Below are 25249 nucleotides of genomic sequence, written 5' to 3'. Positions count from 1 at the left end.
CGACCTCGCCCCAATATCGTAACACCGATTACGATAACGCTTGGTATGAAATTGGACAGGGAGGCGTCAAGGGGTTTAGTAATGCTCATTATGAAAATGGCCGGGGCGAGGTGATGGGCCGCCATCGCGAATTCTGCGTCGAGACAGCCCTCGACGCGGCGCTGGGTGTCTTCTGGCGGAAGGGCTACGAGGGCGCCTCCTACGCTGACCTGACCGAGGCGACCGGCGTCGAGAGGCCCGCGCTCTACTCCGCCTTCGGCAACAAGGAGGCGCTCTTCCGCCGCGCCCTGGCCCGTTACGACGAGCGGTACGTCGGCTACGTCCCGGAGGCGCTTGGGCAGCCCACGGCGCGCCAGGTCGCCGCGCATTTCCTGCGCGGCGCGGTCGAGCTCACCACGCGCTATCCCGACCGCACGGGCTGCTTCGGCGTCCACGGCGCCGTGGCGGGCTCGGACGATGCCGAACCCATCCGCCAGGCCCTGATCCAGTACCGCGCCACCGGCGAGGCCGCGCTGCGCGAGCGGTTCGAGAGGGCGAAGGCGGAGGGCGACCTTCCCGGCACGGCCGACTGCGCGACCCTCGCCGCCTATGTCATGGCGGTGGCACACGGCCTGGCCGTGCAGGCCAAGGCGGGTTTCCGCCGCGAGGTTCTCGAAGCGGTGGCCGAGCAGGCCCTGGCCGGGTGGCCAGCGGAGGCCCGCCCCGATCAGCCCGCCGCTCCCGGTTCCTGAGCCAGGACCAGCCGGCCGACCTTCCCCAGCCGCTTCCCCACACCCCTCCGCGTCGCCCTGGCCCGGCCTTTGCTCTACCCTCGGCACGAGACTTCGAGCCAAGGCACCGACGATGACATTGAGCATGAGCTGGGATGAGTGGGCGAAACAGGACGCCATGGGCCTCGCCGCCCTCGTCCGCGGCGGCGAGCTGACCGCCACCGAGCTCGCCGCCCAGGCCGCCGCGGGCATCGCCCGCCTCAACCCCACCCTCTCCGCCGTCGTCGAGGTCTTCGAGGATGCGGTGGCCGAGCCGGCGACCGACGGCACCAATCTCGGCGGCCCCTTCGCCGGCGTGCCCTGGCTGATGAAGGATCTCGGCCCCACCATCCGCGGCAGGCTGCAGGAGATGGGCTCCCGCCTCATGCGCGGGAACCGTCCGGCGGCGGACAGCTATCTCACCACCCGCATCCGTGCCGCCGGCCTCAACATCATCGGCCGCACGACGACGCCGGAATTCGGCTGCTGCTCCTCGGCCGAGAACCCGGAGGTCTATGTCACCCGCAACCCCTGGGACCTTGGCTACACCACCAACGGGTCGTCGGCCGGCTGCGGGGCGATGCTGGCCGCCGGCGTCCTGCCGCTGAGCCATGCGACGGATGGCGGCGGCTCCATCCGCATCCCGGCCGGCGCCTGCGGCAACCTTGGCCTGAAACCCTCGCGCGGCGTGCTCTCGACCGCGCCCTATGCCTCCGACATCAGCAGCCTCGTCTCCACCCAGGGCTGCCAGAGCCGCACGGTGCGCGACACGGCCGCCTTCCTCGACCATTGCCGCGGCGGCGCCCCCGGCGAGTTCATGCCCTATTGGACCGCGCCCGAGCCCTATGCGGCGCTGATCCAGCGCGACCCGCGGCCCCTGCGCATCGCCCTCTCCCACGAATGGGGCGACTACCGCGCCACACCCCACTTCGCAGCCGAGCTGGAACGCGCCGGCCGCCTGCTGGAAAGCCTCGGCCACCATGTGGACTGGGCCTTGCCGGCGGTCGATTTCCGCGCCGCCTTCGCCGCGCAGACCACCTGCTACATCTCCAACTTCGCCCAGACCGTGGCCAACCTCATCGCCCCCCTCGGCCTCTCCCGGCCGCCGGCGGAGCTGGTCGAGCCGATGAACATCCGCATCTGGGAGGCCGGCCTCGACACCTCCTACACGGAGCGGGCGCGGATGCAGGCGGCCTTCAACACCACCTCCCGCGCCTTCGGCGCCTTCTTCGAGGCGTGGGACATCATCCTCACCCCGATCACCGCCCTGCCGACGCCACGCCTCGGCACGACGGAATACCTGACCATCTCCGACAATCCGGACGTGCTCGACTGGTTCGGCAATCTCTGGCGCAACTTCGCCTATACGCCGCTCGCCAACCTCTGCGGCATCCCGGGCCTGTCGATGCCCCTCGGCGTGCAGGAGAACGGCCTGCCGCTCGGCATCCAGGCCCAGGCGAAGCAGGCGGATGACGGGCTGCTGCTGCAACTCGCGGCGCAGGTCGAGCGGGCGATCGGCGGGCAGTGGAATGGCGGGCGCCGGCCGGGCGTGCATGTGACGGTGGGTTGAGGCGCGGCTTAGAATGGATGGTTAGCGGCCATCGCTGCGGTGTCCGCTTCGCGTTCGTGCCGGTCATCCGCGGGCTGCCTTGGGCTGCCCGACAGCGGACGTAAGCTCACCACCGTTATCGAGGCCCGCAAGCCTGCATTGACATGGCGCGGTCCCTACGGGTCCATCCTCGAGCGCGTCCGCCTCCCCATCCGCGGCGAGAGCACGGAGCTACGCTCCGTCCCAGTCCTGGAACCTGCACCGTCAGGGCTTGCGGCCTGATTGAAGCACCCGATGAGCAAATCGGTGAGGACCCGTATTTTTCGTGACGGAAGGGGGCTGGGCGGGCGGATCACGTACACGCCCGCCGGAGGCGGCGGGTATCGTGTCATGACCGGAACAAGCCTGCCAGAGGCCCGGTACTCGTCGGTGATCCCGTCCGGGATCCAGGCGATACCAAGACCTGCCAGCGCGGCGGCGGCAAGAGCAGTGCCATTGTCAGCCTTGAAGCGCCCCTGCGGGCGAACCGTGATGATCTTGTCGCCATCCATGAACTGCCACGCTTCGGTCCCTTGCATGAGTGCCTGATGAGCGAGGAGCTCATCTGGCGTCTCAGGGGAACCATGCGCTTTGATGTAGTCGGGGCTTGCTACAAGCTGGCCAAGGATCGGCCCAACGCGTCTTGCAATCAGGTTGGAATCCGGGAGGTAGCCAATTCGGATCGCGCAATCGAAGCCCTCTGCGATGAGGTCAACGAAGCGGTCGGTGTAGGATGTATGGATGTGGAGTTGCGGGTGCCGTCGTGCCATGTCGGCAAGGACGGGGGCGAGGTGAGTCGGCCCGAAGGTAAGCGGCACGGCAACTCGTAAGCGGCCGCAAAGATGGCCGGCGGGCAGGATCGTCTCCCTGGCCAGGTCGATCTCGGCGCATGCCTTGGCTGCATGCTCCCGAAACGTGCTTCCGGCTTCTGTCAGCGCGGCGCCGCGGGTGGTTCGCGCAAGAAGCTGGATGCCAAGTTCCGCTTCAAGCCGGGCAAGACTCCGGCTGACGATCGACTTGGAGACACCGAGCCGCCGGGCAGCGGGCGAAACGCCCCCGGCATCGGCAACCGCCACAAAGGTCCGCAGATCTTCGATGTCCAAGTTGGCGTTCCCCGATGCGCGACACAGCTTCACATCACCCAAGGCTACCGCGTCGCAAACAGGAACGACAATCTCCGTCCTGGACACCGCCGCAGCCGGCGCATGTCTCTCCGCGAAATCACCTTGTTCACCACAGCGGCTGAGGATGTACTCATGACCATTCGCAATGGCCTTGCTTCGCTTCTTCGTCCCGAGGACTCCGTACTCGTTCTGATCGATCATCAGCCCTATCAGCTTGCGAACGTGAACAGCCACGAACCGCAGATGGTAATCAACAACACGGCCGGGCTGGCGAAGGCCGCCAAGGTCTTCGATGTCCCGACCATCCTGACATCCGTGCTCGCCGCACGAGGCGGCCTCCTCTTCCCGCAGATCACCGATGTCTTCCCCGGCCAGGAGGTGATCGACCGGACGTTCATCAATACCTGGGAAGACCGGAAGGTCGTGGATGCCGTCAAGGCGACGGGCCGCAAGCAGCTGGTCATCGCCGGATTGTGGACCGAGGTCTGCGTCGCGATGCCGACGATCCAGGCGCTTGGCGAAGGCTGGGATGTCACGGTGATCACCGATGCGTCCGGCGGCGTCTCCGTCGAGGCCCATGAGGTCGCCATCAAGCGCATGATCGCCGCAGGCGCCAACGTGATGACCTGGCTGGCGCTGGCGGCCGAATGGCAGCGCGACTGGGCACGGACTGAGCAAGCCGTCGCGCTGACGGAGGTGATCACGCAGCATGCCGGTGGCAGCGGCATCGCCTACCTGTGGGAGCAGCAGCTGCTCAACACGCCGGTGCCGAGCGCCGCGGGCTGAAGCATGCAGGGGATGACGGGACGCGCGAGTGATGCGCGCTCCCAGGCGAGCTGAGCATCCGGGCATCGTCATCCCCATTCCCGCCATCACGGGATGGCTGGACGGGGCGTCCAGGCTGTTGGCGTCCGACCTCCGCGAACGGGGCATCGAAGCTTCAGTCATCCGGGTCCGGCGTCCATGGCGCCTCCGGCCTGAAGGGCATTCAGCCGGAGCCGCTTGTTGCCATTCAGGGCAGGAAACCGGCCCTGCCCCTGTGGTTTAGCAGGGCAGGAGGGGCGCCCGCCCCTGCACAGCACTGCACCCTGGACGCCCGAATGTCCCCCAATTCCCTGCCAGCGACACCCACCGTCCCGCCGCCGCGCCCCGCCAGCCTGAGCGCCTCGCTCCGGCGCAACATCCAGGCCCTGGAGGACCGCCGCCGGCAGGAGGCCGCGGCCGCCACGCGCCAGGAACGCGTCGCCGAGGCGATCACCGCCTTCACCGGCAGCATGCGCTTCGTCTACCTGCACCTGGCCCTCTACGGCGCCTGGATCCTGGTCAATCTCGGCCTCGTGCCGGGCGTGCCGCGCTTCGACCCCTCCTTCGTCATCCTGGCGATGGAGGCCTCGGTCGAGGCGATCTTCCTCTCGACCTTCGTACTCATCAGCCAGAATCGGATGGCCGCCGCCGCGGCCAAGCGGGCCGATCTCGACCTGCAGATCAGCATGCTGGCGGAGCATGAGGTGACCAAGCTGGCCGAGATGCTGGCGGACATCACCGACCATCTCGGCATCAAGCCGCGCAGCCGGCCTGAAATCGAGGACATCCAGCATGATGTGGCACCCGAGGCGGTGCTCGACGAGATCGAGGCGCAGCAGCGCAAGGAATAGGCGGCCGCGAGGATCGGCTTGCCCGGAACTCGGGAATTCCGTATAGGAAAAAAAGCCAAGCCCCCGACCGCACCCGCTGCGGCAGCCCCCGCCTCAATCGCTCAAACCTTCAAATCCCGAGAAATTATTGTGACAAATCAATGTGTTGATGCGGGCAGCCGCTGAGAATTTGATCCGGTTTGAAGCGGCCAGTCCTGCCCGGGCCGCCCCGCTTCCGCTTGACGAAACCCACGCCCGGCCCGAGGAACACCACCCCGCCGCCGCGCCGAGGCCCCGATGACCCGTTACGCCGCCGCCGACCTCACCCAACTCGCCGCCGCCCTCTGCCGCGCCGGGGGCATGGAGACCGAGAAGGCCGCCGTGGTGGCGGAGGTCCTGGTCGAGGGCGACCTGATGGGCCATGACACCCATGGCCTCGCCCTGCTGCCGCCCTATCTCGACGGCCTCGCCAGCGGCGACATGCAGGGCAGGGGGGAACCCACGGTCCTCTCCGGCACGCCGGTGGTCGAGACCTGGGACGGCGGCAAGCTGCCCGGCCCCTGGCTGGTCCGCCGCGCCGGAGACCTCGCCGCGGAGCGCGCCGGGCAATTCGGCCTCGCCGCCGTGGCCATCCGCCGCGCCCACCACATCGCCTGCCTCGCCGCCTATCTCCCGCGCCTGGTCGGGCGCGGCTTCGTCGCGCAGATCTGGTCCTCCGACCCCGCCACCGCCTCCGTCGCCCCCTGGGGCGGCACGCGGCGGATCATCACCCCGAACCCGCTCGCCGCCGGCTGGCCCGGGCCGGGCGGTCCGGTGATGATCGACATCTCGATGTCCATCACCACCAACGGCATGACCGCCCGCCGCCGCGCCGAGGGCACCCGTTTCCCCTTCGACGCCCTGCTGACGCCGGAGGGCCAGCCGACGGACGACCCGGAGGCCTTCTTCCAGGGCGGCACCCTGCTGCCGCTCGGCGGCATGGCCGCCGGGCACAAGGGCTTCGGCCTCGGCCTGCTGGTCGAGGCGCTGACCTCGGGCCTCGCCGGCGCCGGCCGCGCCGAGGCGCCGGGCGGCTGGGGCGCCAATGTTCTGGTGCTGGTGATCGACCCGGCCCGCTTCGGCGGCGCCGAGGGCTTCCTCCGGGAATCCGGCTGGATCGCCGAGGCGGTGCGCACCAACCCGCCGGTCACGGGCGGCGCCCCTCCGCGCCTGCCCGGCGAGCGCGCCTGGCAGCGCCGGGCCGCGGCCCTGGCCGAGGGCGTCGCGTTGCATCCTTCCATCCCGCCCGCGCTCGCCGCCCGCGCCGCCGCCGCCGGCCTGCCGATGCCGGCGCCCATCGCCGCGTGAGCGCACCGACCGTCCTGCAGGTGCTGCCGAGCCTCGTCGCCGGCGGGGTGGAGCGCGGCACGCTCGAGATCGCCGAGGCCATCATCGCCGCCGGCGGCCGCGCCCTGGTCGCCTCGGCCGGTGGTCCGCTGGTCGGCCCGCTGGAGCGGCTCGGGGCCTGCCACGTCACCCTGCCGCTCCGCACCAAGTCGCCCTTCGGCATCCTCCGCAATGCGGGCGCCCTGGCCCGGCTGGTGGAGAAGGAGCGGGTCGGCATCATCCATGCCCGCTCCCGCGCGCCCGCCTGGTCGGCCTTCCTGGCGGCGCGGCGGACGGGCGTGCATCTCGTCACCACCTATCACGGCACCTACAACGAGGGCCTGCCCGGCAAGCGCTTCTACAACTCGGTCATGGCGCGCGGCGAGCGCGTCATCGCCATCAGCCACTTCATCGCCGCCCATATCCGCGAGCGGCACGGCACCGATGCCGCCCGCATCCGTACCATCCCCCGTGGTGTCGATCCGCGCCGCTTCGACCCGGCGCTGATCCCGCCGGCGCGCCTCGCCGCCCTTCGCGCCGAATGGCGCCTGCCCGAGGGACGGCCGGTGGTCATGCTCCCCGGCCGGCTGACCCGCTGGAAAGGCCAGGGCGTGCTGCTCGAGGCCATGGCGCAGCTCCCGGACGGGTACGTCGGCGTGCTGGTCGGCGAGGGCCCGCGCTACCGTCGCGTGCTGGAGGCCAAGGCCGCGCGGCTCGGCCTCGGCGAGCGGCTGCGCCTCGTCGGCCATGTGGAGGACATGCCGGCGGCGCTGCTGCTGGCGGACCTCGTCCTGCATTGCTCGACCGAGCCCGAGGCCTTCGGCCGCACCGTGATCGAGGCCCAGGCCATGGCCCGGCCGGTGATCGCCGCCGATCTGGGCGGCCCGCGCGAGACGGTGCTGCAGAACCGCACCGGCTGGCGCGTCCCGCCGGGCGACCCGGTGAACCTCGCCCGCGCCATCGCCTATGCGCTCGGCCTGCCCGCCGCCCGCCGGGCCGAGATCGGCGAGGCGGCGCGGGCCCATGTGCTGAAGACCTACACCACCGCCGCCATGCAGGCCGCCACCCTCGCCATCTATGAGGAGCTGGCGTGAGCAGCGGCGGCCGGATCCTGGTCATCAAGCTCGCCGCGCTCGGCGACGTGGTGCAGGCCTTCGGCCCCTTCGCCGCCATCCGCGCCCATCATCCGGGCGCCGAGATCACCCTGCTGACCACGCCGCCCTATGCCGGGCTGCTCCGCCGCAGCCCCTGGTTCGACCGCATCTGGGCGGATGGCCGCCCGGCCTGGACCGACCTTCCAGCCCTCTGGCGCCTCGCCCGGCGGCTGCGCGCGGCCCGCTTCGATCGGGTCTACGACCTGCAGACCTCCACGCGCTCCTCCCGCTACCGGTGGCTGGTCGGGCGCCGTCCCGACTGGTCCGGCATCGCCCCCGGCGCCAGCCACCCCCATGCCAACCCTGGCCGCGACCGCATGCACACCGCCGAGCGGCAGCGCGAGCAATTGGAGATGGCCGGCATCACGACCTTCCCGCCCCCGCCACTCGACTGGCTGGAGGAGGATGTCGGCGGCCTCGGCCTGCCGGAGCGCTTCGCGCTGCTGATCCCCGGCGCCTCGCCCGGCCGCCCCGGCAAGCGCTGGCCGGCCGAGCGCTTCGCCGCGCTGGCCGCCGGGCTCGACCTGCCCGTGGCGGTGGCCGGTGGCCCGGCCGAGGCGCCCTTCGCCGCCACCATCGCCGCCGCCAGGCCGGACGGGGCGATCGACCTCACCGGCCGCACCAGCCTGAGCGCGCTCGCCGCCGTGACGCGCCGCGCCGCCTTCGCGGTCGGCAACGACACCGGCCCTGCGCATCTCGCCGCCGCCGCCGGCTGCCCGACCCTGGTGCTGTTCGGCCCGGAGAGCGACCCGGCCCTCTGCGCCCCACGCGGCCGCGCCGTCGCCGTGCTGCGCCATGCCCGCCTCGCCGACCTGGAGGTGGCGGAGGTGCGGGCGGCGCTGGGCGGGCTGGGCGTGGCCTAGGTTCCTCGCCGGTCAGTTCGCGGTGAACGGAGGAGCCCGCGGCCCTGTCTGCCGTATGCTCCCGGCCAGCGCCGGGCCACATGCGCAGGAGGCTGCCGACATGGACGCCGACAGGGTCTTCCGGGGCTCCATCCCCGCCTTGTACGACCAGTATCTCGGGCCGATGATCTTCTCGCCCTATGCGGATGATCTGGTGGCCAGGCTGGCGGAGCTGCGAACCGGCCGCCTGCTCGAGACCGCAGCAGGAACCGGCGTGGTCACGCGCGCCCTGGCGGCTGCGCTGCCCCCGGATGTGTCCATCGTCGCCACCGACCTCAACCAGCCCATGCTCGACCATGCATCGAGCCAGCTCCCATCCGAGCGGGTCACCTGGCGGCAGGCGGATGCCCAGGCGCTGCCCTTCCCCGATGGCATGTTCGACGCGGTGGTGTGCCAGTTCGGCGTGATGTTCTTCCCCGACAGGCCGCGCGCATTCGCCGAGGCATTCCGCGTGCTCAGGCCGGGCGGGCGATTCCTGTTCAGCGTCTGGGACCGCATCGAGGAGAACGAATTCGCGGATCTGGTGGTGAGGGCGGTCGCGGCACTCTTCCCGCGGGACCCGCCGATGTTCCTGGCGCGTACGCCCCACGGGCACCATGACGCCGCGGCCCTTGAGACGCAGCTCCGCGCCGCAGGCTTCGGCGCGACGGGCGTGGCAAGCCTGGCGCGGGAGAGTGCTGCGCCCAGTGCGCTCGCGGTGGCCATCGGCTTCTGCCAGGGCACACCCATGCGGAACGAGATCGAGGCCCATGGCGCAGGGGCCCTGGCGGCGGCGACCGAGGCCGCCGCCGCCGCGATCGCCGGGCGATACGGCGCCGGGCCGATCGCCGGCCGGATCAGGGCCCATGTGATCACGGCCACCCGTCGGGACGAAGCCCGGTCAGCCAGCTGACCGGCGCTCGGCCTCGCTCACCCCGTCACATCCGCATCCGGCCGGTCGTCGCCGGCCGAGTACTCGGTGTGCCAGGCGCCCTTCTCGTCCTGGTACTCGATATAGGCCGCGTTGCCCGGCACGTGCTGCTCCTGCGCCACCCGCTTCGCCGCCGCGACGGCCGCGTCGTGGCTCGGAAAGGATTCCGAGAACACGTCGCCCAGCTTGTAGGCCCAGCCGCCATCATGCTGGACGATCTTGTAGTGGATCTTCGCCATCCGCCTTCACCCCTCCTGCCGCCTGATCTCGGCCCCGGCCCAGCCTTCCATCAGCCGGGCCAATGCCGCGATATCCTCGCCGCCCATGCCCTGGCTTGTCGCAAAGCGCCAGACCCGCGCGGCCTGCTCGATGCCCCACATCGGCACGCCGAGGGCGGAGGCCTCGGCGAGGCCGAGCTGCACGTCCTTGTCCACCACGGCGATCGCCGCGCCGAAGCCGAAGCGGCGCGACAGCACCTCCTCCACCACCCGCTCGGACACCATGCTGCGGCCGGTGCCGGCATTCAGCATCGCCAGCATGGTGTCGCCATCGAGCCCGGCCTTCGCCCCCATCGAGAGCCCCTCCAGAGTGGCGACCATGGTGGCGGCGAAGACCATGTTGTTGACCAGCTTCATCACCTGCGCCTGGCCCGGCCGCTCGCCGATGACGAAGACCTGGCGGCCGATCCGCTCCTGCCAGGGGCGCAGCCGCGCCACCGCCTCCGGCGCGCCGGCCGCCAGCATGGCGAGCGTCCCCGCCCGCGCCCCGCCTGGGCCCCCGCTGATCGGCGCATCCACCATGGCGATGCCGCGCGCCTCGAGCCGCGCCGCGATACCCTCCACCGTAGTGCGGCCGATGGTGGACATCTCGGCATAGAGCCGCACCGCCTGCCCTTCGGCGACCTCCGCCGCCACCGCCTCGCTGACCCTGCCATTCGGCAGGCAGGCGAAGACGATCGCCGCGGCATCCGCCACCGCCCGCGCGCTGGTGCAGCCGATCGCCCCGCGCGCGGCGAAGCCGGCCACCGCCTCCGGCCGGAGGTCGAAGACATGCAGCCGCACATCCGGCCCGAGCAGCCGCTCCGCCATGGGCGCCCCCATCTGGCCAAGACCGAGGAAACCGATATCCGCCGGGCTTTCCATCGCACCGTTCCTTCCCTTGGTCGCCGACTATGGGCGCCCGGATTGCAAGGCGTCCAGCCGGTGGAACCGCGGCGCATCGTTGCCGTTCCGGCCGCGCTCCAGCAGGATGGAACAGTGATGACGGCAACGGTGGGCCGAGGCCCGGGACGGGCTCGGCCCCTGTCTGGCGATCGACCTCCTGCCGTGCATCACTGGGACCAAGCGAGCATCGGCATCACCCTCTCCACCTCCGCCACCGCCGGACCTGTTGCCCGGACGCCGGGTGGGACTCTGGCCGATGCGGTGCGCGCCAAGCGCGGGCTGACCGGCGCTGCGCATCCCGTCTTCGCCCCGGCGATCGCCACCATCACCCTTGGGTTGGCGGGGCGCACCGCCTTCCCCGTGCTCGCCGGCATCGCCGCGGCGGCCACGCTGCTGTTCTGGCTGGCGATGCCGGAAACCGGACCGAAGGACGCATGACCCAGGACGCCACCCGCATCGCCGCGCTGCTCGTCTTCCTTGCCACCTATGCGGTGATGGCGGTCGGCCGGGTGCCCGGTCTCCGCCTCGACCGCACCGGCGCCGCGGTGCTCGGCGGCGCGCTGATGGTGGGCTGCGGCGCGCTGACCGAGCATCAGGCCTTCGCCGCCATCGATCTCGGCACGCTCGCCCTGCTGCTCGGCATGATGCTGCTGGTGGCCAATCTCCGCCTCGCCGGCTTCTTCCGGCTGGTGACGGTGATGGCCGGCGCCCGCGCCCGCCACCCGGCGGCGCTGCTGGCCGCGGTGGTGCTGGTCAGCGGCGGGCTCTCGGCCGTGCTGGTGAACGACACGGTCTGCCTCGCCGTCACGCCGCTGGTCGTGGCGCTGGCGCGGCACCTGCGGCGGGACCCGCTGCCCTATCTGCTGGCGGTCGCCATGGCGGCGAATATCGGCAGCGCGGCGACTATCACCGGCAACCCGCAGAACATGATCGTCGGCGGCTTCTCGGGCCTGGGCTGGGGCGAGTTCGCGCTGGCCCTCGCGCCGGTCGCGGCGCTCGGCCTCGCCGCCTGCTTCCTGCTGATCCTGCTGCTGCATCCCGGTGAATTCCTGGTGGCCCGGCTGCCGCCGCCGGCGCCGGCGCGGCTGCCGCGCATCCACCGCCCGCTCGCGCTGAAATCCGCGCTCGTCGCGCTCGGCGTCGTCATCGCCTTCCTCGCCGGCGTGCCCGTCGCCCTGGCCAGCCTGCTCGGCGGCGCGCTGCTGCTGCTGACGCGGCGGGTGAAGCCCGAGCGCGTCTGGCGCGAGGTGGACTGGCCCCTGCTGGCGATGTTCGCCGGCCTCTTCGTCGTGGTGGACGGGCTGGAGCAGGTGATGCTCACGCCGGAGGTCCTGGCCGCCGCCGCCCGCCTGCATCTCGAGGATCCGCTCTCGCTCACCGTGGTGACGACCATCCTCTCCAGCCTCGTCAGCAATGTCCCCGCCGTGCTGGTGCTGAAGCCCTTCATCGAGGCACTGGCCGACCCGCAGCGCGCCTGGCTGCTGGTTGCCATGGCCTCCACCCTGGCGGGGAACCTGACGCTGGTCGGCTCGGTCGCCAACCTCATCGTCGCCCAGCGCGCGGCGGCGGAGGGGGTGGAGATCGGTTTCTGGCGCTATGCCCGCACCGGCATACCGGTGACCTTGGCCACGCTCGCGATTGGGCTATGGTTGCGTTGAACGAGCGGGGAATGACGCCATGGCACGCCAGCTCTACGAACTCTGCGGCACGGATCCGGAGCGCCGATTCAGCCCCTATTGCTGGCGGAGCCGCATGGCCCTTGCCCATAAGGGGCTGGAGGCGGAGGTGGTGCCCTGGCGCTTCACCGAGAAGGCGGCGCTGGGCTTTTCCGGCAGCGACAAGGTGCCGGTGCTGGTCGATGGCGCGCGGACGGTGGCCGATAGCTGGGCCATCGCGGAATACCTGGAGGAGGCCTATCCGGAGGCACCCAATCTTTTCCAGGGCACGCCCGCGGCGCAGCGCTTCCTCGCCACCTGGTCGGATGCGGTGCTGCTGCCGGCGCTGGCGAAGCTCATCGTCTCCGACATCCCGGCGCTGCTCGGCGCGGCGGACCGCGCCTATTTCATCGAGAGCCGCGAGCGGAGGTTCGGCATGCCGCTCGGCCAGGTGACGGCGGAGCGGGAGGCGCGGCTGCCGGAATTCCGTGCCCTGCTGCTGCCGCTGCGCCACCTGCTGAAGTTCCAGCCCTTCCTCGGCGGCCCGGCGCCGGATTACGGCGACTACTGCGTCTTCGGCACGCTGATGTGGCCGCGCGCCGTCAGCCCCTTGCCGCTGCTGGAGCCGGGCGACGCGGTGCATGACTGGCAGGAGCGCATGCTCGACCTCCATGGCGGCCTCGCCCGCGCCGCGCCGGCCCTCGCGGCCTAATACCCGCCGCGGAGGAAGCCAAGCACATCCTCCCGCACCGGCGCCACGGGCCGCAGCAGCCCGGCGAAGGCGCCGATGGTCATCGCATGCCCGACCTGCGGGTAGTACCGGAGCGTGACCCGGTCGCCGGCCGCGCCCAATGCGGCGGCGAGGCGCGCCGTGTTGGCAGGGTCGACCGTTGTGTCGGCGAGGCCGGTCGCCAGCAGCATCGGCGGCGCACCGGGTGCGACATGGCGGATCGGCTGGGTGTCGGGCCAGCCGGGCTCGAGGCCGAAGATCGCCTGGAGGACCGGGCTCCGCAGCGGCAGGAAGTCATAGGGGCCGGACAGGCCGATCACCCCCGCCAGGTCGCGCCCCGGCCGCAGCCCGGCGGCGCCGAGCCAGCGTCCGTCGAGCGCCAGCATGGCAGCCATGTAGGCCCCGGCGGAATGGCCCATGAGGAAGAGCCGCGCGCCCGGCCACCTCTCCCGCGCCCAGCGCACCGCCTGCGCCGCATCCCGGAGAAAGGCGGGATAGCCAGCCTCCGGCCATAGCCGGTAGGCCGGGATCACGACGCGCACGCCCTCCCGGGCCAGCACCGTGCCGAGGAAGCGGTAATCGCTCGGCATGCCGCTCTCCCAGCCGCCGCCATGCAGGAAGACCAGCACCGGCACCCCGTCCCTTGGCAGCCCGTCCACTGGCGGCGCCGGCTCGTAGAGGTCGAGGCCAAGGCGGCCGGCATAGGGGATGCCGCGCGCGACCGTGACGCCCTCCGCCGGGGCGAGCCGGTTCAGCAGCCCGGTGCCCGAACAGCCGCCGAGTCCGAGCGCAAGGGCCAGCAGGAGCGATCGCGAAATGCGATCAATCGCTTGCCGAAACTCGCTGGACGCCCGGCCGTGGCACGGGCTTCGATCCGGGCAACAGGGTGGAACCATGATGTCCTATACGGCCGGCCGCATAATGGCCGCCTCCAGCAGGCCGATGAAGGCCAGCGCCGCCGGCGAGAGCCGGCTGCCGCGCAGCTGCACGAGGCCGACCTCGCGCAGCATCGGCGGATCGGTGATCGGCAGCACGCGCAGTCCCGGCGGGCGCCGCCGCGGCAGGGCCAGCTCCGGGATCACCGCCACCCCCAGCCCCTCGGCGGCGAGCGCGATGGCCGTCGCCGGCATCTGCACCTCGCAGCAGGGATCGAAGGAGGTGCCGATGCTCGCCGCCGCCTCCTCCACCATCGCCCGCATCGTGTTCGCCCCGCTGGTGATGAGGATGGGCAGCCGCCCGAGCGCCGCCAGCGGCAGGCTCCGCGCCCCCTTCGGGATGAAGCGCGGCACGGCCAGCGCCAGGATCGCCTCCTCCCGGAGCGGGGTGAAGCCGAGGCTCGGCGCATGGGCAGGCCGGGGCCCGATGCCGAATTCCAGGTCCTGCCGCCGCACGCCCTCCAGCACCGCCGCCTGCGGCATCTCGCGGATATGGATGGCGACGCGTGGATGCGCGCGATGGAAGGCGGCGAGCAGCGGCGGCAGCACCGTCTCGGCGATATGCGGCGGGCAGCCGAGGGCAAGCCGCCCGGCCTCCATCGCCGCCGCGGCGCGGACGCGGCGCAGCCCGGCCTCCAGCTCCGCATTGGCGCGGCGGGCATGCGGCAGCAGCGCCTCGCCCTCCGGCGTCAGCCCGACGGCGCGCGTCGTGCGATGGAAGAGCGGGGCGCCGAGCTGCCCCTCCAGCTCCCGCACCTGCAGGCTGAGCGCCGATTGCGAGCGGCCGGACAGCTCCGCCGCGCGGCGGAAGCTGCGGTGCTCGGCGACCAGCAGGAAGGCATTCAGCAGCTTGAGGTTGACGGACATGGAGTGCACAGCGTGACACCGCAGGCGATGAGCGTCGAGGCCAGGGCAGGGCGGCCGCAGCGGAGCGAGCTTTCGGTGCCCGCGACCTCCACGCGCTTCTTCGCCAAGGCGGCGGCGAGCGCGGCGGATGCCATCGTGCTCGACCTCGAGGATGGCGTCGCCGCCAGCCGGAAGGATGAGGCGCGGGCGGCTGCCATCGCCGCCCTGAACGGGGTGGATTGGGGGCCCCGCATCATGTCGGTGCGGGTGAACGGCATCGGCACGCCCTGGTGCCACCGCGACGTCATCGAGGTGGCCGAGGCCTGCCCGCGCCTCGACCGCATCGTCCTCCCCAAGGCAAGCGAAGCCTTCGACATCCGCTTCCTCGCCGCCCTCCTCGACGGCGTCGAGGCGGCGACGGGGCGCCCTCGCATCGGCATCGCCGCGCTGGTGGAGACGGCACGGGGCGTCGGCCGGGTGGAGGAGATCGCCGAGGCCCACTCGCGCGTCGAGACGGTGATCTTCGGCCTCGGCGACTACATGCGCGAGATGCGGACGCCGGATACGGTCGTCGGCCTGCCGAACCCGGACTACGCGCTGGCCGGCGCGGCCAACGACCAGTGGCATTATGCGCTGGCCCGCATCGCCAATGCCTGCCGCGCGGCGGGCGTGCGGCCGATCGACGCCGTCTACGCCGATTTCCGCGACGCGGCAGGGCTGCGCGCCTCGGCCATCCGCTCGCGGGCGCTCGGCTATGAGGGGAAATGGGCGATCCACCCCGACCAGATCGACCCGATCAACGCGGTCTTCTCGCCGGATGAGGCGCGGATCGCCTGGGCAAGGAAGGTCCTGGCGACGCTCGCCCGGGCGGAGGAAGCAGGGGCCGGCGCGGCCGCGGAGGATGGGATGATGGTCGATGCGGTGCATGCGCTGATGGCGCGCGACATCCTGCGGCAGGCGGGGCTCGACGCATGAGCGCGTTGCAGCAACCGATGGCGGGCGTGAAGGTGCTCGACATCGCCACCTTCCTCGCCGCGCCCTTCGCCGGCACCATCCTCGCCGATTTCGGCGCGACGGTGCTGAAGATCGAGCATCCGAAGCTCGGCGACCCGATGCGCGCCTTCGGCACCCCGACCGAGTGCGGCGACACCCTCGCCTGGCTGAGCGAGGCGCGGAACAAGCAGTGCATGACGCTCGACCTGCGCCACCCGGAGGGTGCCGCGGTGTTCCGCAAGCTGGTCGCGCAATCCGACGTGCTGCTCGAGAATTTCCGCCCCGGCACGCTGGAGAAGTGGGGGCTCGGCCCCGATGCGCTGCGCGAGATCAACCCAAGGCTCGTCGTGCTGCGGGTCAGCGCCTATGGCCAGACCGGTCCGAAGCGCGGCCTGCCAGGCTTCGCCCGCGTGGCGCATGGCTTCGGCGGCCTCAGCTTCCTGGCCGGAGAGCCGGATGGGAAACCCGTCGTGCCCGGCTCCACCTCGCTGGCCGACTACCTCTCCGGCATCTGGGGCGCGGTCGGCGTGCTGATGGCGCTGCGCGTCGCGGAACGCACGGGGCAGGGGCAGGATGTCGATATCGGCCTCTATGAATCCGTCTTCCGCCTGCTCGACGAGATCGCGCCGGCCTATGCCAAGACGGGCTTCGTGCGCGAGCGCATGGGCGCCGACGTGCCGACCGTAGTGCCGCATGGCCATTGGCAGACCAGCGAAGGGCGCTGGGTGGCGATCGCCTGCACCAGCGACAAGATTTTTGCGAGGCTCGCCGAGGCCATGGGCCGGCCGGAGCTGACCGCGCCCGACCGCTTCGAGAAGACGGCGCAGCGCATCGCCAACCGCTCGGAGGTGAACGGCATCGTCGCCGACTGGGCGGCGGGGATGACGATGGAGCAGCTCGGCGCCGCCTGCGACGCGGCGGAGGTGCCCTGGGGCCCGATCAACAGCATCGCCGACATCTTCGCGGACCCGCATATCGCGGCGCGCGAGAACATTTTCCGCATCATCGACGAGCGGGCCGGCGAGCTGGCCCTGCCGGCGCCGGTGCCGCGGCTGACCGAGACGCCGCCGACGCTCCGCCATGCCGGGCGGGCGCGGGGGGCCGACACGCAAGAGATCCTGGGCAATTGGCTGGGGATGGTGGCCGAGGACATCGCCGCGCTGCGGCAGTCGGGCGCCATCTGACAGGGAGAACAAGAATGAACCGCACGATCAAGATGGTGGGCTTCCTGCAGGCGCAGAATTGCTCCATCGCCCCCGGCTCCTGGCGGCACCCCGCCGCAGCGACGGATTTCCTCACGCCGGACTACTTCACCCGCGTGGCCCGCATCCTCGAGGAGGGCAAGTTCCACCTCGCCTTCTTCGACGACCGGCTGGCCATGCCCGATATCTACGGGCGCGACCATGTGGCGGCCGTCGAGAACGGCATCCGCGTCGTCAAGATGGACCCGGCGACGATCCTCGCCGTTATGTCGCAGGTGACGAGCCGGCTCGGCCTCGGCGGCACCTACTCGACCACCTATTACGAGCCGTTCCACGTCGCCCGCCTGTTCGGGACGCTCGACCTGATGACGCGGGGCCGCGCCGCCTGGAATGTCGTCACCTCCCTCAACGATTCCGAGGCGGCGAATTTCGGCCGCACCGAGCATCTCGAGCACGACCTCCGCTACGACCGCGCCGACGAGTTCATGGAAGCGGTCATGGGCCATTGGGACAGCTGGGACGACGACGCCATCCTGCTCGACAAGGAGAGTGGCCGCTTCGCCGATGCCTCCAAGGTCCGCCCCGTGCGCTACGAGGGCAAGTTCTTCCGCACCCATGGCCCGCTGCCGGTGCCGCGGAGCCCACAGGGCCATCCGGTGCTGATCCAGGCCGGGCAGTCCGGCCGAGGCCGCCGCTTCGCCGGGCGCTGGGGCGAACTGATCTTCGTCGTCTATCCGCATATCGAGGCGGGGAAGAAGCAATATGCCGACCTCAAGCGCGCCGTCGCTGAATCCGGCCGCAACCCGGACGAGGTGACGGTCGCCCCGGCTGTCTATGTCAACGTCGCCGAGACCGAGGCGCTGGCCGAGGAGAAGCGCCGCTTCACCGAGGCGCTGGCGACGGCCGAGGATGGTGTGGTGCTGCTCTCCGAGGCGCTCAACTTCGACTTCGCCTCGAAGCCGATGGACGAGCCCTTCACCGATGCGGAGCTGGCCGGCCTGTCCTGGGGCGGCTTCAAGGACCGCATCGTCATGCTGAGCGGCAAGCAGAACCCGACGGTGCGCGATTTCGTCACCTATTCGGGCCGCGGCACCACGCGCGAATTCCCCAACTTCACCGGCACGCCGCGGCAGGTGGTGGACCAGATGCAGGCCTGGTTCGAGGGCCGCGCCTGCGATGGCTTCGTCCTCGTCGCCTCGCAGAATCCCGGCTCCTTCGAGGATTTCACCCGGCTGGTGGTGCCCGAGATGCAGCGGCGCGGCCTCTACCACAAGGACTACGCGGGCAGCACGCTGCGCGAGAATCTCGGCCTGGAACGGCCGCAACATGGCGAATGGAGGAAGGCACAATGAGGCAGCTGCTTCTCGGCCGGCGCGGTCTTGCCGCCGCCGGCATGGGCCTGCTGGCGCCGCCGGCGGTGCGCGCCCAGGGCAACTGGCCCGAGCGGCCGGTGCGCCTGGTCGTCGCCTATGCGCCGGGCGGCGGCACCGACCTCACCACCCGCGCCATGGCCGAGGGGCTGACCGCGCGTCTCGGCCAGACCTTCGTCGTCGAGAACCGGGCGGGCGCCAACGGCATCGTGGGTTCGGAGGCCGTGGCCCGCAGCGCGCCCGATGGTTACACCTTCGTCACCGTCACCAGCACCCATGTGATGAACCGCCACATGGTGCCGAACCTGCCCTTCGACCCGATGGCGGATTTCACCCCCATCGCGCTGATGGCGCGCTACCCGCTGGTGCTGATGGCGAATACCGACGCGCCCTTCAAGGACATCCCCAGCCTCATCGCCTATGCCAAGACGCGGCCGAAGGGTGAGATCGCGCAGGCGACCTCCGATGCTCAATCCTCCTATGCCGCCAATCAATTCGCCAAGGCGGCCGGCATCGACCTGACGGAGGTGCCCTATCGCGGCAGCGGCGCCTATCTCGGTGACCTCACCGGCGGGCACCTGAAGCTCGCCTGGGGCAGCACGGCGACGGCGATGCCGCTGCTGACGGGCGGCAAGGTGAAGGTGATTGCCGTCACCTCGCCGGAGCGCTCCGGCTTCCTGCCGGACAGCCCGACCCTGGTCGAATGCGGCTTGCCCGAGTGCACCTTCATCGGCTGGGTCGGGATCTTCGGCCCGGCGAAGCTGCCGGTGGAGATCGCCCGCCGCTTCAACCGTGCCTGCGCCGAGGTCAGCGCGACGCCGTCCATGCAGGAGAAGTTCAGGACCATGGCCTCCGATCCGGCGCCGATGGACCTGGAAGCGCTGGCCGCCACCTTGCGCGACGACGACGCCCGCTGGGCCAAGGCCGCCAAGGAAGGGTTGTTGCCCCGCCAATGAAAACCTTCACCATGCTCTCGACGAGCGGCATTCTCGGCTATGGCTATGCCGAGGAATCGCTCCGCATCGGGATGAGCCGCCAACCGCAGGTCATCGGCTGCGACGGCGGCTCCACGGACCCAGGGCCGCATTATCTCGGCGCCGGTACCTCCTTCTGCTCGCGCCTCTCGGTGAAGCGTGACTTCCGGCTGATGCTGCAGGCGGCTGTGGCCGCCGGCATCCCCTGCATCATCGGCACCTCCGGCGGGGCAGGGGGCGAGCCGCACCTGCAGGGCATGGCGGCGCTGGCGCGCGAGATCGCGCGGGAGGAGGGCCTCTCCTTCCGCATGGCGCTGATCCATGCCGAGCAGGACAAGGCGATGCTCGCCTCGAGGCTCGATCAGACCCGGCCGCTGGCCAGGCTGCCACCACTCGACGCGGCGACCATCGACCGGGCGACGCGCATCGTCGGCATGATGGGGCCGGAGCCGATCGCCCGCGCGCTCGATGGCGGCGCGCAGGTGATCCTCGCCGGCCGCAGCAGCGACCCGGCGCAGTGGGCAGCACCCGCCATCCGCGCGGGCATGGCGCCGGCGCCCTCCTGGTATGCCGGCAAGATGCTCGAATGCGGCGCCGAGCCCACCACGCCGAAGGAGCCGGACTGCCTGCTGGTGACGATCGAGGACGACCACCTGGTCTGCGAGCCGCCCAACCCGATCCGCCGCTGCACGCCCCTCTCGGTCGCCAATTTCGCACTGCATGAGAATTCCAGCCCGACCCACCATGTCGAGCCGGGCGGACTGCTGGATACCTCGGACGTCACCTTCACCCCCGTCTCCGACCGGGCCGTGAAGGTCGCCGGCATGCGCTGGACGCCGGCCGAGACCTACACCGTGAAGCTGGAAGGGGTGGAGCTGGCCGGCTACCGCGCCATCACCATCTGCGCCACGCGGGACCCGGTGCTGATCGGCCAGATCGACGACTACCTCGCCACGCACCGCGCCAAGGTGGAAGCCAAGGCCGCCTCCTTCGGCGTCTCGGCCGACCGCTACCGCATGGCCGTCCGCGTCATCGGGCGGGATGCGGTGATGGCGGGATGGGAGCCGGTGACGCAGGTCACCTCGCATGAGCTCGGCTTCGTCATCGAGGTCCTGGCCGACGAGCAGGAGGTGGCGAATGCCGTGCTTGCCATGGCGCGCACCAGCCTGCTGCATGCCGACTTCCCCGGCCGGCTCTGCAAGGAGGGCAACATGGCCTTTCCCTTCTCGCCCTCCGACATCCCGCTCGGCGAGCTCTACCGGTTCAGCATCTTCCACACCCTCGCGGTGGACGACCCCTGCGCCCTCTTCCCCATCGAATACGAGAGCGTGTGATGCCCCGGATCCGCGACATCGCCCAGGTCTGCAAGAGCAAGAATGCCGGGCCCTTCATGGTCACCATCGACGTGCTGTTCGAGGACCCAGGCCTGTACCGCCGCGTCAAGGCGACGGGCGTGCTGAGCGCGGCGCTCTTCGCCCGGCTCTACGGCGTGGCGGAGGGGGATGTGCTCTTCACCCCCTACGACACCGCCTCCGCCTTCAAGGCGACGCTGCCGCGCCTGGTGCCCGCCGGCGACTTCGGCGACACCGATGTCTATGGCGCGCAGCAACACGCGCCGTTGCTGGATGTGGAGGTACCGATCTAGCGCCACTCCCGCAGGATCAGCTCCGTCGTCACCGCCTCCACCTGCTGGCCGTAGCGCTCGTTGTAGAGGGCCAGCATCGCGTCATGCGTATGGTCGGAGGAGCTGCAAATCGCATCCGTCGGCACCACCACCCGGTAGCCGAGATCGACGGCGCCCAGCACGGCGGCGAGGACGCAGACATCCGTCTCCGCCCCGCTGATGATGAGCGTCTCGATCCCCCGCTCCTGCAGCCGCGGGTGCAGCGTGCCGCAGACCCATGGCGAATAGACCTTTTTGTCGAAGAGCTCCGCCGGCGGCACCAGCCGTTGCAGCGGCGGCAGCAGGTCGATCGCGCCCTCCGGCAGCCGCTCCCGCGTCAGGGAGGGCCAGCGCTCCCAGTAGCGCCGCCAGGTGCCTGTCCCTTCGCCAGGGCGGTCGGCAGGGATGAAGCGGGTGAAGATGGTGCGCTCCGGGTGGGCGGCGGCCAGCCGCTCCACCTTCGGCGCCACCCGCTCCATCCAGGGGGTGTGCCATTCGGTCTGCCCGGCAAAGAGGTTCTGCATGTCGATGCAGAGATGCAGGCAGGTCTCGGTCAGCGGGCCGTGATGCAGTTCGTCTTGTGCCATGCCGCGTGAACGACGCAGACATGGCGGGGATGCAATCTACTCCGGCACGTTCCGGCGTAATTCCTCCACCCAGGCGCGGGCATTGCCATCGGACGGCGCCCGCCAGTCGCCACGCGGCGAGAGCGAGCCGCCGGCCGCCACCTTCGGTCCGTTCGGCATGGCGCTGCGCTTGAACTGGCTGAAGCCGAAGAAGCGGTTGAGGAAGACCTCCAGCCAATGGCGGATGGCCGGCAGGTCATAGGCGTTCCGCTTCGCCTCGGGGAAATGCGGTGGCCACCCGCCCCGCGCGGCATCGCCCCAGGCATGGAGCGCCAGGAAGGCGATCTTGGAGGGGCGGAAGCCGTAGCGCAGCGTGTAGTAGAGGTTGAAGTCCTGCAGCGCATAGGGCCCAACCTTGGCCTCGGTGCTCTGCAGGGCCTGGCCCTCCTCGGCCGGCACCAGCTCCGGCGAGATCTCGGTGTCGAGGATGGCGCCCAGCACCTCGCACACCTCGGCGCTGAACTGCTCCGAGGCGATGACCCAGCGGATGAGATGCTGGATCAGCGTCTTCGGCACCCCGGCATTGACGTTGTAGTGCGACATCTGGTCGCCGACGCCATAGGTGCACCAGCCCAGCGCCAGCTCCGACAGGTCGCCCGTGCCGAGCACGATGCCATCATGGAAATTCGCGGCGCGGAACAGGTAGTCGGTGCGCAACCCCGCCTGAACGTTCTCGAAGGTGATGTCATAGACCGGCTTCCCCTCGGCGAAGGGGTGGCCGAGATCGCCGAGCATCTGCCGCGCTGCGGGGCGGATATCCAGCTCCCGCGCCTCGACGCCGAGCGAGGCCATCAGCCGGTGCGCATTGCCCTTGGTGCCCTCGGAGGTGCCGAAGCCCGGCATGGTGAAGGCGACGATGTCGGTGCGCGGCCGGCCCAGCAGGTCCATCGCCTTGGCGGCGACGATCAGCGCCTGGGTGCTGTCGAGCCCGCCCGAGACGCCGATGACGATGCGCTTGATCCGCGCCGCCTCCAGCCGCTGCACGAGGCCGGCGACCTGGATGTTGTAGGCCTCGTAGCAATCCTGGGCCAGGCGCTCGGGGTTGGCCGGGACGAAGGGGAAGCGCTCGATCGGGCGCTCCAGGCCGAGATCGGCCGCGGGCGGCTCCAGCCGGAAGGGGATGCGGCGGAAGCCGGCGGCGGCCGGGGTGTTGCGCCGGTTGTCGTCGAAGGTGCCCTGGCGCATCCGCTCCTGCCGCAGCAGGTCGAGGTCGATATCGGCGACGGCCATCTGCGCCGCCATCGGGAAGCGCTCCGTCTCGGCCAGCAGGGCGCCGTTCTCGAAGATCTCGGCCTGACCGTCCCAGGCCACCTCGGTGGTCGATTCTCCTGCGCCGGCGGCGGTATAGACATAGGCCGCGAGGCAGCGGGCCGATTGCGACTGGCAGAGCAGCCGCCGCGTCTCCGCCTTGCCGATGGTGATCGGGCTGCCGCTGATGTTCAGCAGCACCGTTGCGCCCGCCAGGGCCGCCGGGCCGCTGGGCGGCACCGGCACCCAGAAATCCTCGCAGATCTCGGTATGGATCACGAGGCCAGGAACATCCTCCGCCTCGAAGAGCAGGCTGGCGCCGAAGGGCGCCGTCTGCCCGGCGAGGCGGATATCGCCCTCGGTCGCCCCGTCACCCTGGGCGATCTGCCGCTTCTCGTAGAATTCCCGGTAATTGGGCAAATAGGTCTTCGGCACCACGCCGAGCAGCCGGCCGCGATGGATGACGAGGGCGGTGTTGTAGACCCGCCCCGCATAACGCAGCGGCGCGCCCACCACCAGCACCGGAAGCAGGCTGCGCGAGGCCTCGATCAGCTCCGCCGCCGCCGCCTCCACCGCATCCAGGAGGACGTCCTGCAGCAGCAGGTCCTCGATCGAATAGGCCGAGAGGGCGAGCTCGGGAAAGACGGCGACGGCCGCCCCCCGCCGGTGGCAGTCCTCCGCCACGCGGAGGATTTCCGCCCCATTGCTGGCCGGGTCGGCCAGCGCGGTGCGGATGGTGCAGGCGGCGACCCGGGCGAAGCCGTGCCGGTAGAGCGAGGAAAAGGGCGTCATCCTGTGGAGGATAACGCCCCTTCCAGGCTTTCGTCAGCAGCGCGGCGCGGAAAGCACCGCCTCGGCGGCGATGCCGAGGCATTCCTCCATCTGCGCTCGGAGCCGCCGCAGGTTGCGGTGGCCGGCGAAGCCGCGCCGCAGCGCCGCCCGCGCCTCCGGCTCCAGCGGCGGCAGGTCGGTGGCGGTGCAGCCCATATCCTCGGCGATGCCGGCGAGCAGCCCGGCATAGGTGCCATCGAAGGCGCTGGCCGGCGGCGGCTCGATATGGTGGACCGAGAGGCGCGACAGCAGCGGGGCGCTGATCCCCCGCGTCTCGTTCGCCGCCATGATCCAGATGGCATGGCGGAGATCGGCCATGGTGCGCAGGCATTCGTCGAACCAGGCGCCGGCGCTTTCCGGCTCGATCATCGCCAGCAGCGTGTCATGCGCCCGGCCATTGGTGTCCCGCTGGCCGCCGGCCTTCTCGATCTCGTCGAGGAAGAAGACAGGGTTGGGGGCGGAGAGGCGGGCCATCTCGGCGATCGGCCAAGCCGGGGTGGTGGCCGACCAGCCGCGCGCCGTGCCCTGGAGGCAACGGTTGTCGGTGGCGCCGCCGAGGTTGAGGCTGGCAAAGGGCAGGTCGAGCGCCGCGGCCAGGCGCCGGGCGAACCAGGTCTTGCCGACACCGGGCGGGCCAACCAGCAGGATCGGCCGCAGCCGTGGCGAGGGCCGCCCGGCATGGGCGGCCAGCGCCAGGGTGCGACGGATCTCGGCCAGCGGGGCGGCGAAGCTGGGTGCCGCCTCGGCCAGCGCGCCGAGCCGGGCCAGCGCATCCCGCGGCACCCGGCGCAGCGGCAGCGGCGTGGTCAGCGGGTGGTAGCTCTGCCACTCGCCGCGGTCATTCGGCGGGGTGAAGGGCTGCAGCACCACGGCCTGGCTGCCGCCGGCCACAGGCGGCGGCGGCGGGGCAGAGGTGGCAGCGGCGGGAGCCGGGGCCTGGGCGGGCAGGTTCAGAACCTCGGCCAGCCGCGCCGTCACCGGCCGGGCGCTCTCCGGCCCGGGGAAGAAGCGCAGCCAGAGATCGGCCGAGAGGCGTGCCGCCAGCACGAAATGCCGCAGCCGGCTCGAGTCGCCGCCAAGCCCACGCGCGTCGCTGTGCAGGCGGTACTGCAGCGTCTCGATGCAGGCCAGCGCGCCCTGGCGGCAGAGCGGCCCGCCCCGCTCCGCGACGATCCGGGCGGCGGCCAGCACCAGGGCCGGGCCTTCGGCGAAGCGGGCGGCGATGGCGCCGAAGCGGGCGGCAAAGTCGAGCAGCGCGGCGTCATCGCCGGGCCGCACCGCATCCTCGCCGATGCGCGAGGGGAAGAGGGGGGAGCGCAGATGGCGCAGAAGCGCCGCTTCCAGCGCGGAGAGCTCGCCCGGCTCGATCGTCAGCCAGAGCCAGAGCGGCGGGTTGCCCGATGTGCCGAACAGCAGCGCGGCATCGGAGACCTGGTCCTCGGAAGACTGGCCGGCCGCCGGAGTGACCAGGGTATCGGTCTGCAGGTTGGTGTCGGGCAATGGACGGCCTCGCTCACGCTGTTCACGAAACAGCGATCACACAACACCGTCATGTTATTTTTGTGAATACAATTCGTCAGCGCCTGC

25 protein-coding genes are annotated in these 25249 nt (G+C 71.0%); 17 read left to right on the top strand and 8 right to left on the bottom strand.

The genetic code is table 11. The features are described 5' to 3' along the window. Positions 1–113: 113 nt before the first annotated feature. Positions 114–731, top strand: a complete 618-nt coding sequence (locus BLR02_RS21280; RefSeq protein WP_090664576.1) for a TetR/AcrR family transcriptional regulator — start codon at positions 114–116, stop codon at positions 729–731. Between the two features lie 124 nt (positions 732–855). Beyond that, on the top strand, positions 856–2319 hold the full coding sequence (locus BLR02_RS21275; protein WP_245704888.1) for an amidase: 1464 nt from the start codon (positions 856–858) through the stop codon (positions 2317–2319). A gap of 155 nt (positions 2320–2474) precedes the next feature. On the opposite strand, the gene BLR02_RS21270 is transcribed toward BLR02_RS21275, so the two are convergent. Continuing rightward, on the bottom strand, positions 2475–3440 hold the full coding sequence (locus tag BLR02_RS21270) for a LysR family transcriptional regulator (RefSeq protein WP_090664574.1): 966 nt from the start codon (positions 3438–3440) through the stop codon (positions 2475–2477). A gap of 153 nt (positions 3441–3593) precedes the next feature. Here BLR02_RS21270 and BLR02_RS21265 point away from each other — a divergent pair, with 153 nt between their 5' ends. The 6 genes from BLR02_RS21265 to BLR02_RS21240 all read left to right on the top strand — a co-directional run bounded on the left by BLR02_RS21265 (position 3594) and on the right by BLR02_RS21240 (position 9408). Further along, complete coding sequence (locus BLR02_RS21265; RefSeq protein ID WP_090664573.1) at positions 3594–4247, top strand: hydrolase; 654 nt, start codon at positions 3594–3596, stop codon at positions 4245–4247. Between the two features lie 314 nt (positions 4248–4561). After that, positions 4562–5116, top strand: a complete 555-nt coding sequence (locus BLR02_RS21260; protein WP_090565013.1) for a DUF1003 domain-containing protein — start codon at positions 4562–4564, stop codon at positions 5114–5116. Between the two features lie 276 nt (positions 5117–5392). After that, a complete protein-coding gene (locus BLR02_RS21255) occupies positions 5393–6442 on the top strand; it encodes an Ldh family oxidoreductase (protein WP_090565011.1) in 1050 nt (349 codons plus the stop codon). After that, positions 6439–7554, top strand: a complete 1116-nt coding sequence (locus BLR02_RS21250) for a glycosyltransferase family 4 protein (protein WP_090664572.1) — start codon at positions 6439–6441, stop codon at positions 7552–7554. The genes BLR02_RS21255 and BLR02_RS21250 overlap by 4 nt, the downstream gene beginning before the upstream one ends. Further along, the gene (locus BLR02_RS21245) at positions 7551–8477 is read left to right on the top strand and encodes a glycosyltransferase family 9 protein (protein ID WP_090664571.1); all 927 of its coding nucleotides are present in this window, start codon (positions 7551–7553) and stop codon (positions 8475–8477) included. Before BLR02_RS21250 ends, BLR02_RS21245 begins: the two co-directional genes overlap by 4 nt. 100 nt (positions 8478–8577) lie before the next feature. Further along, positions 8578–9408, top strand: a complete 831-nt coding sequence (locus BLR02_RS21240; RefSeq protein ID WP_090664613.1) for a class I SAM-dependent methyltransferase — start codon at positions 8578–8580, stop codon at positions 9406–9408. A gap of 17 nt (positions 9409–9425) precedes the next feature. On the opposite strand, the gene BLR02_RS21235 is transcribed toward BLR02_RS21240, so the two are convergent. Together BLR02_RS21235 and BLR02_RS21230 are read right to left on the bottom strand one after the other, a co-directional pair. Continuing rightward, positions 9426–9665: a DUF2188 domain-containing protein gene (locus BLR02_RS21235; protein WP_090664570.1), complete on the bottom strand. Its 240-nt coding sequence runs from the start codon at positions 9663–9665 to the stop codon at positions 9426–9428. A gap of 6 nt (positions 9666–9671) precedes the next feature. Beyond that, on the bottom strand, positions 9672–10568 hold the full coding sequence (locus BLR02_RS21230) for an NAD(P)-dependent oxidoreductase (RefSeq protein ID WP_090664569.1): 897 nt from the start codon (positions 10566–10568) through the stop codon (positions 9672–9674). A 183-nt stretch (positions 10569–10751) separates the two neighbouring features. Here BLR02_RS21230 and BLR02_RS21225 point away from each other — a divergent pair, with 183 nt between their 5' ends. Genes BLR02_RS21225 through BLR02_RS21215 form a run of 3 tightly spaced genes read left to right on the top strand, consistent with a single transcriptional unit; the run spans position 10752 to position 12956 of the window. Then, positions 10752–11027, top strand: a complete 276-nt coding sequence (locus BLR02_RS21225; RefSeq protein ID WP_090565000.1) for a hypothetical protein — start codon at positions 10752–10754, stop codon at positions 11025–11027. Next, a complete protein-coding gene (locus BLR02_RS21220) occupies positions 11024–12247 on the top strand; it encodes an anion transporter (RefSeq protein ID WP_090664568.1) in 1224 nt (407 codons plus the stop codon). The genes BLR02_RS21225 and BLR02_RS21220 overlap by 4 nt, the downstream gene beginning before the upstream one ends. 19 nt (positions 12248–12266) lie before the next feature. Continuing rightward, positions 12267–12956 (top strand): glutathione S-transferase family protein, encoded by a 690-nt coding sequence (locus tag BLR02_RS21215; RefSeq protein WP_090664567.1) that lies wholly within the window; start codon positions 12267–12269, stop codon positions 12954–12956. On the opposite strand, the gene BLR02_RS21210 is transcribed toward BLR02_RS21215, so the two are convergent. Further along, a complete protein-coding gene (locus BLR02_RS21210) occupies positions 12953–13870 on the bottom strand; it encodes an alpha/beta hydrolase (protein ID WP_090664566.1) in 918 nt (305 codons plus the stop codon). The two genes, BLR02_RS21215 and BLR02_RS21210, sit on opposite strands and share 4 nt — an antisense overlap. A gap of 6 nt (positions 13871–13876) precedes the next feature. Continuing rightward, positions 13877–14776, bottom strand: coding sequence for a LysR family transcriptional regulator (locus BLR02_RS21205; protein ID WP_090664565.1), 900 nt, complete (start codon positions 14774–14776; stop codon positions 13877–13879). A gap of 12 nt (positions 14777–14788) precedes the next feature. On the opposite strand from BLR02_RS21205, the gene BLR02_RS21200 reads away from it, so the two are divergent. Genes BLR02_RS21200 through BLR02_RS21175 form a run of 6 tightly spaced genes read left to right on the top strand, consistent with a single transcriptional unit; the run spans position 14789 to position 20939 of the window. Beyond that, positions 14789–15730, top strand: a complete 942-nt coding sequence (locus tag BLR02_RS21200; protein WP_218127444.1) for an HpcH/HpaI aldolase/citrate lyase family protein — start codon at positions 14789–14791, stop codon at positions 15728–15730. Further along, the gene (locus BLR02_RS21195) at positions 15727–16932 is read left to right on the top strand and encodes a CaiB/BaiF CoA transferase family protein (protein WP_090664564.1); all 1206 of its coding nucleotides are present in this window, start codon (positions 15727–15729) and stop codon (positions 16930–16932) included. The genes BLR02_RS21200 and BLR02_RS21195 overlap by 4 nt, the downstream gene beginning before the upstream one ends. A 14-nt stretch (positions 16933–16946) precedes the next feature. Further along, entirely contained in the window at positions 16947–18302 is a 1356-nt protein-coding gene (locus BLR02_RS21190; RefSeq protein WP_090664563.1) for an LLM class flavin-dependent oxidoreductase, read from the top strand. Further along, the gene (locus tag BLR02_RS21185; RefSeq protein WP_176849722.1) at positions 18299–19276 is read left to right on the top strand and encodes a Bug family tripartite tricarboxylate transporter substrate binding protein; all 978 of its coding nucleotides are present in this window, start codon (positions 18299–18301) and stop codon (positions 19274–19276) included. The genes BLR02_RS21190 and BLR02_RS21185 overlap by 4 nt, the downstream gene beginning before the upstream one ends. Beyond that, positions 19273–20628, top strand: a complete 1356-nt coding sequence (locus BLR02_RS21180; protein ID WP_245704887.1) for an acyclic terpene utilization AtuA family protein — start codon at positions 19273–19275, stop codon at positions 20626–20628. The genes BLR02_RS21185 and BLR02_RS21180 overlap by 4 nt, the downstream gene beginning before the upstream one ends. Continuing rightward, positions 20628–20939, top strand: coding sequence for a DUF4387 domain-containing protein (locus BLR02_RS21175; protein ID WP_090664561.1), 312 nt, complete (start codon positions 20628–20630; stop codon positions 20937–20939). The genes BLR02_RS21180 and BLR02_RS21175 overlap by 1 nt, the downstream gene beginning before the upstream one ends. On the opposite strand, the gene BLR02_RS21170 is transcribed toward BLR02_RS21175, so the two are convergent. The 3 genes from BLR02_RS21170 to BLR02_RS21160 are packed head-to-tail and all read right to left on the bottom strand — an operon-like array spanning position 20936 to position 25162. Next, entirely contained in the window at positions 20936–21544 is a 609-nt protein-coding gene (locus BLR02_RS21170; RefSeq protein ID WP_090564985.1) for a cysteine hydrolase family protein, read from the bottom strand. The two genes, BLR02_RS21175 and BLR02_RS21170, sit on opposite strands and share 4 nt — an antisense overlap. A 36-nt stretch (positions 21545–21580) precedes the next feature. Next, positions 21581–23623, bottom strand: a complete 2043-nt coding sequence (locus BLR02_RS21165) for an NAD(+) synthase (RefSeq protein ID WP_090664560.1) — start codon at positions 23621–23623, stop codon at positions 21581–21583. Between the two features lie 33 nt (positions 23624–23656). Beyond that, positions 23657–25162 (bottom strand): AAA family ATPase, encoded by a 1506-nt coding sequence (locus tag BLR02_RS21160; protein ID WP_143018227.1) that lies wholly within the window; start codon positions 25160–25162, stop codon positions 23657–23659. Positions 25163–25249 lie beyond the last annotated feature (87 nt).

Source organism: Belnapia rosea, from assembly GCF_900101615.1.
Classification (GTDB): Bacteria; Pseudomonadota; Alphaproteobacteria; order Acetobacterales; family Acetobacteraceae; genus Belnapia; species Belnapia rosea.
Note: the sequence above shows the minus strand (reverse complement) of the source record. Positions and strands in the feature narration are given on the sequence as shown.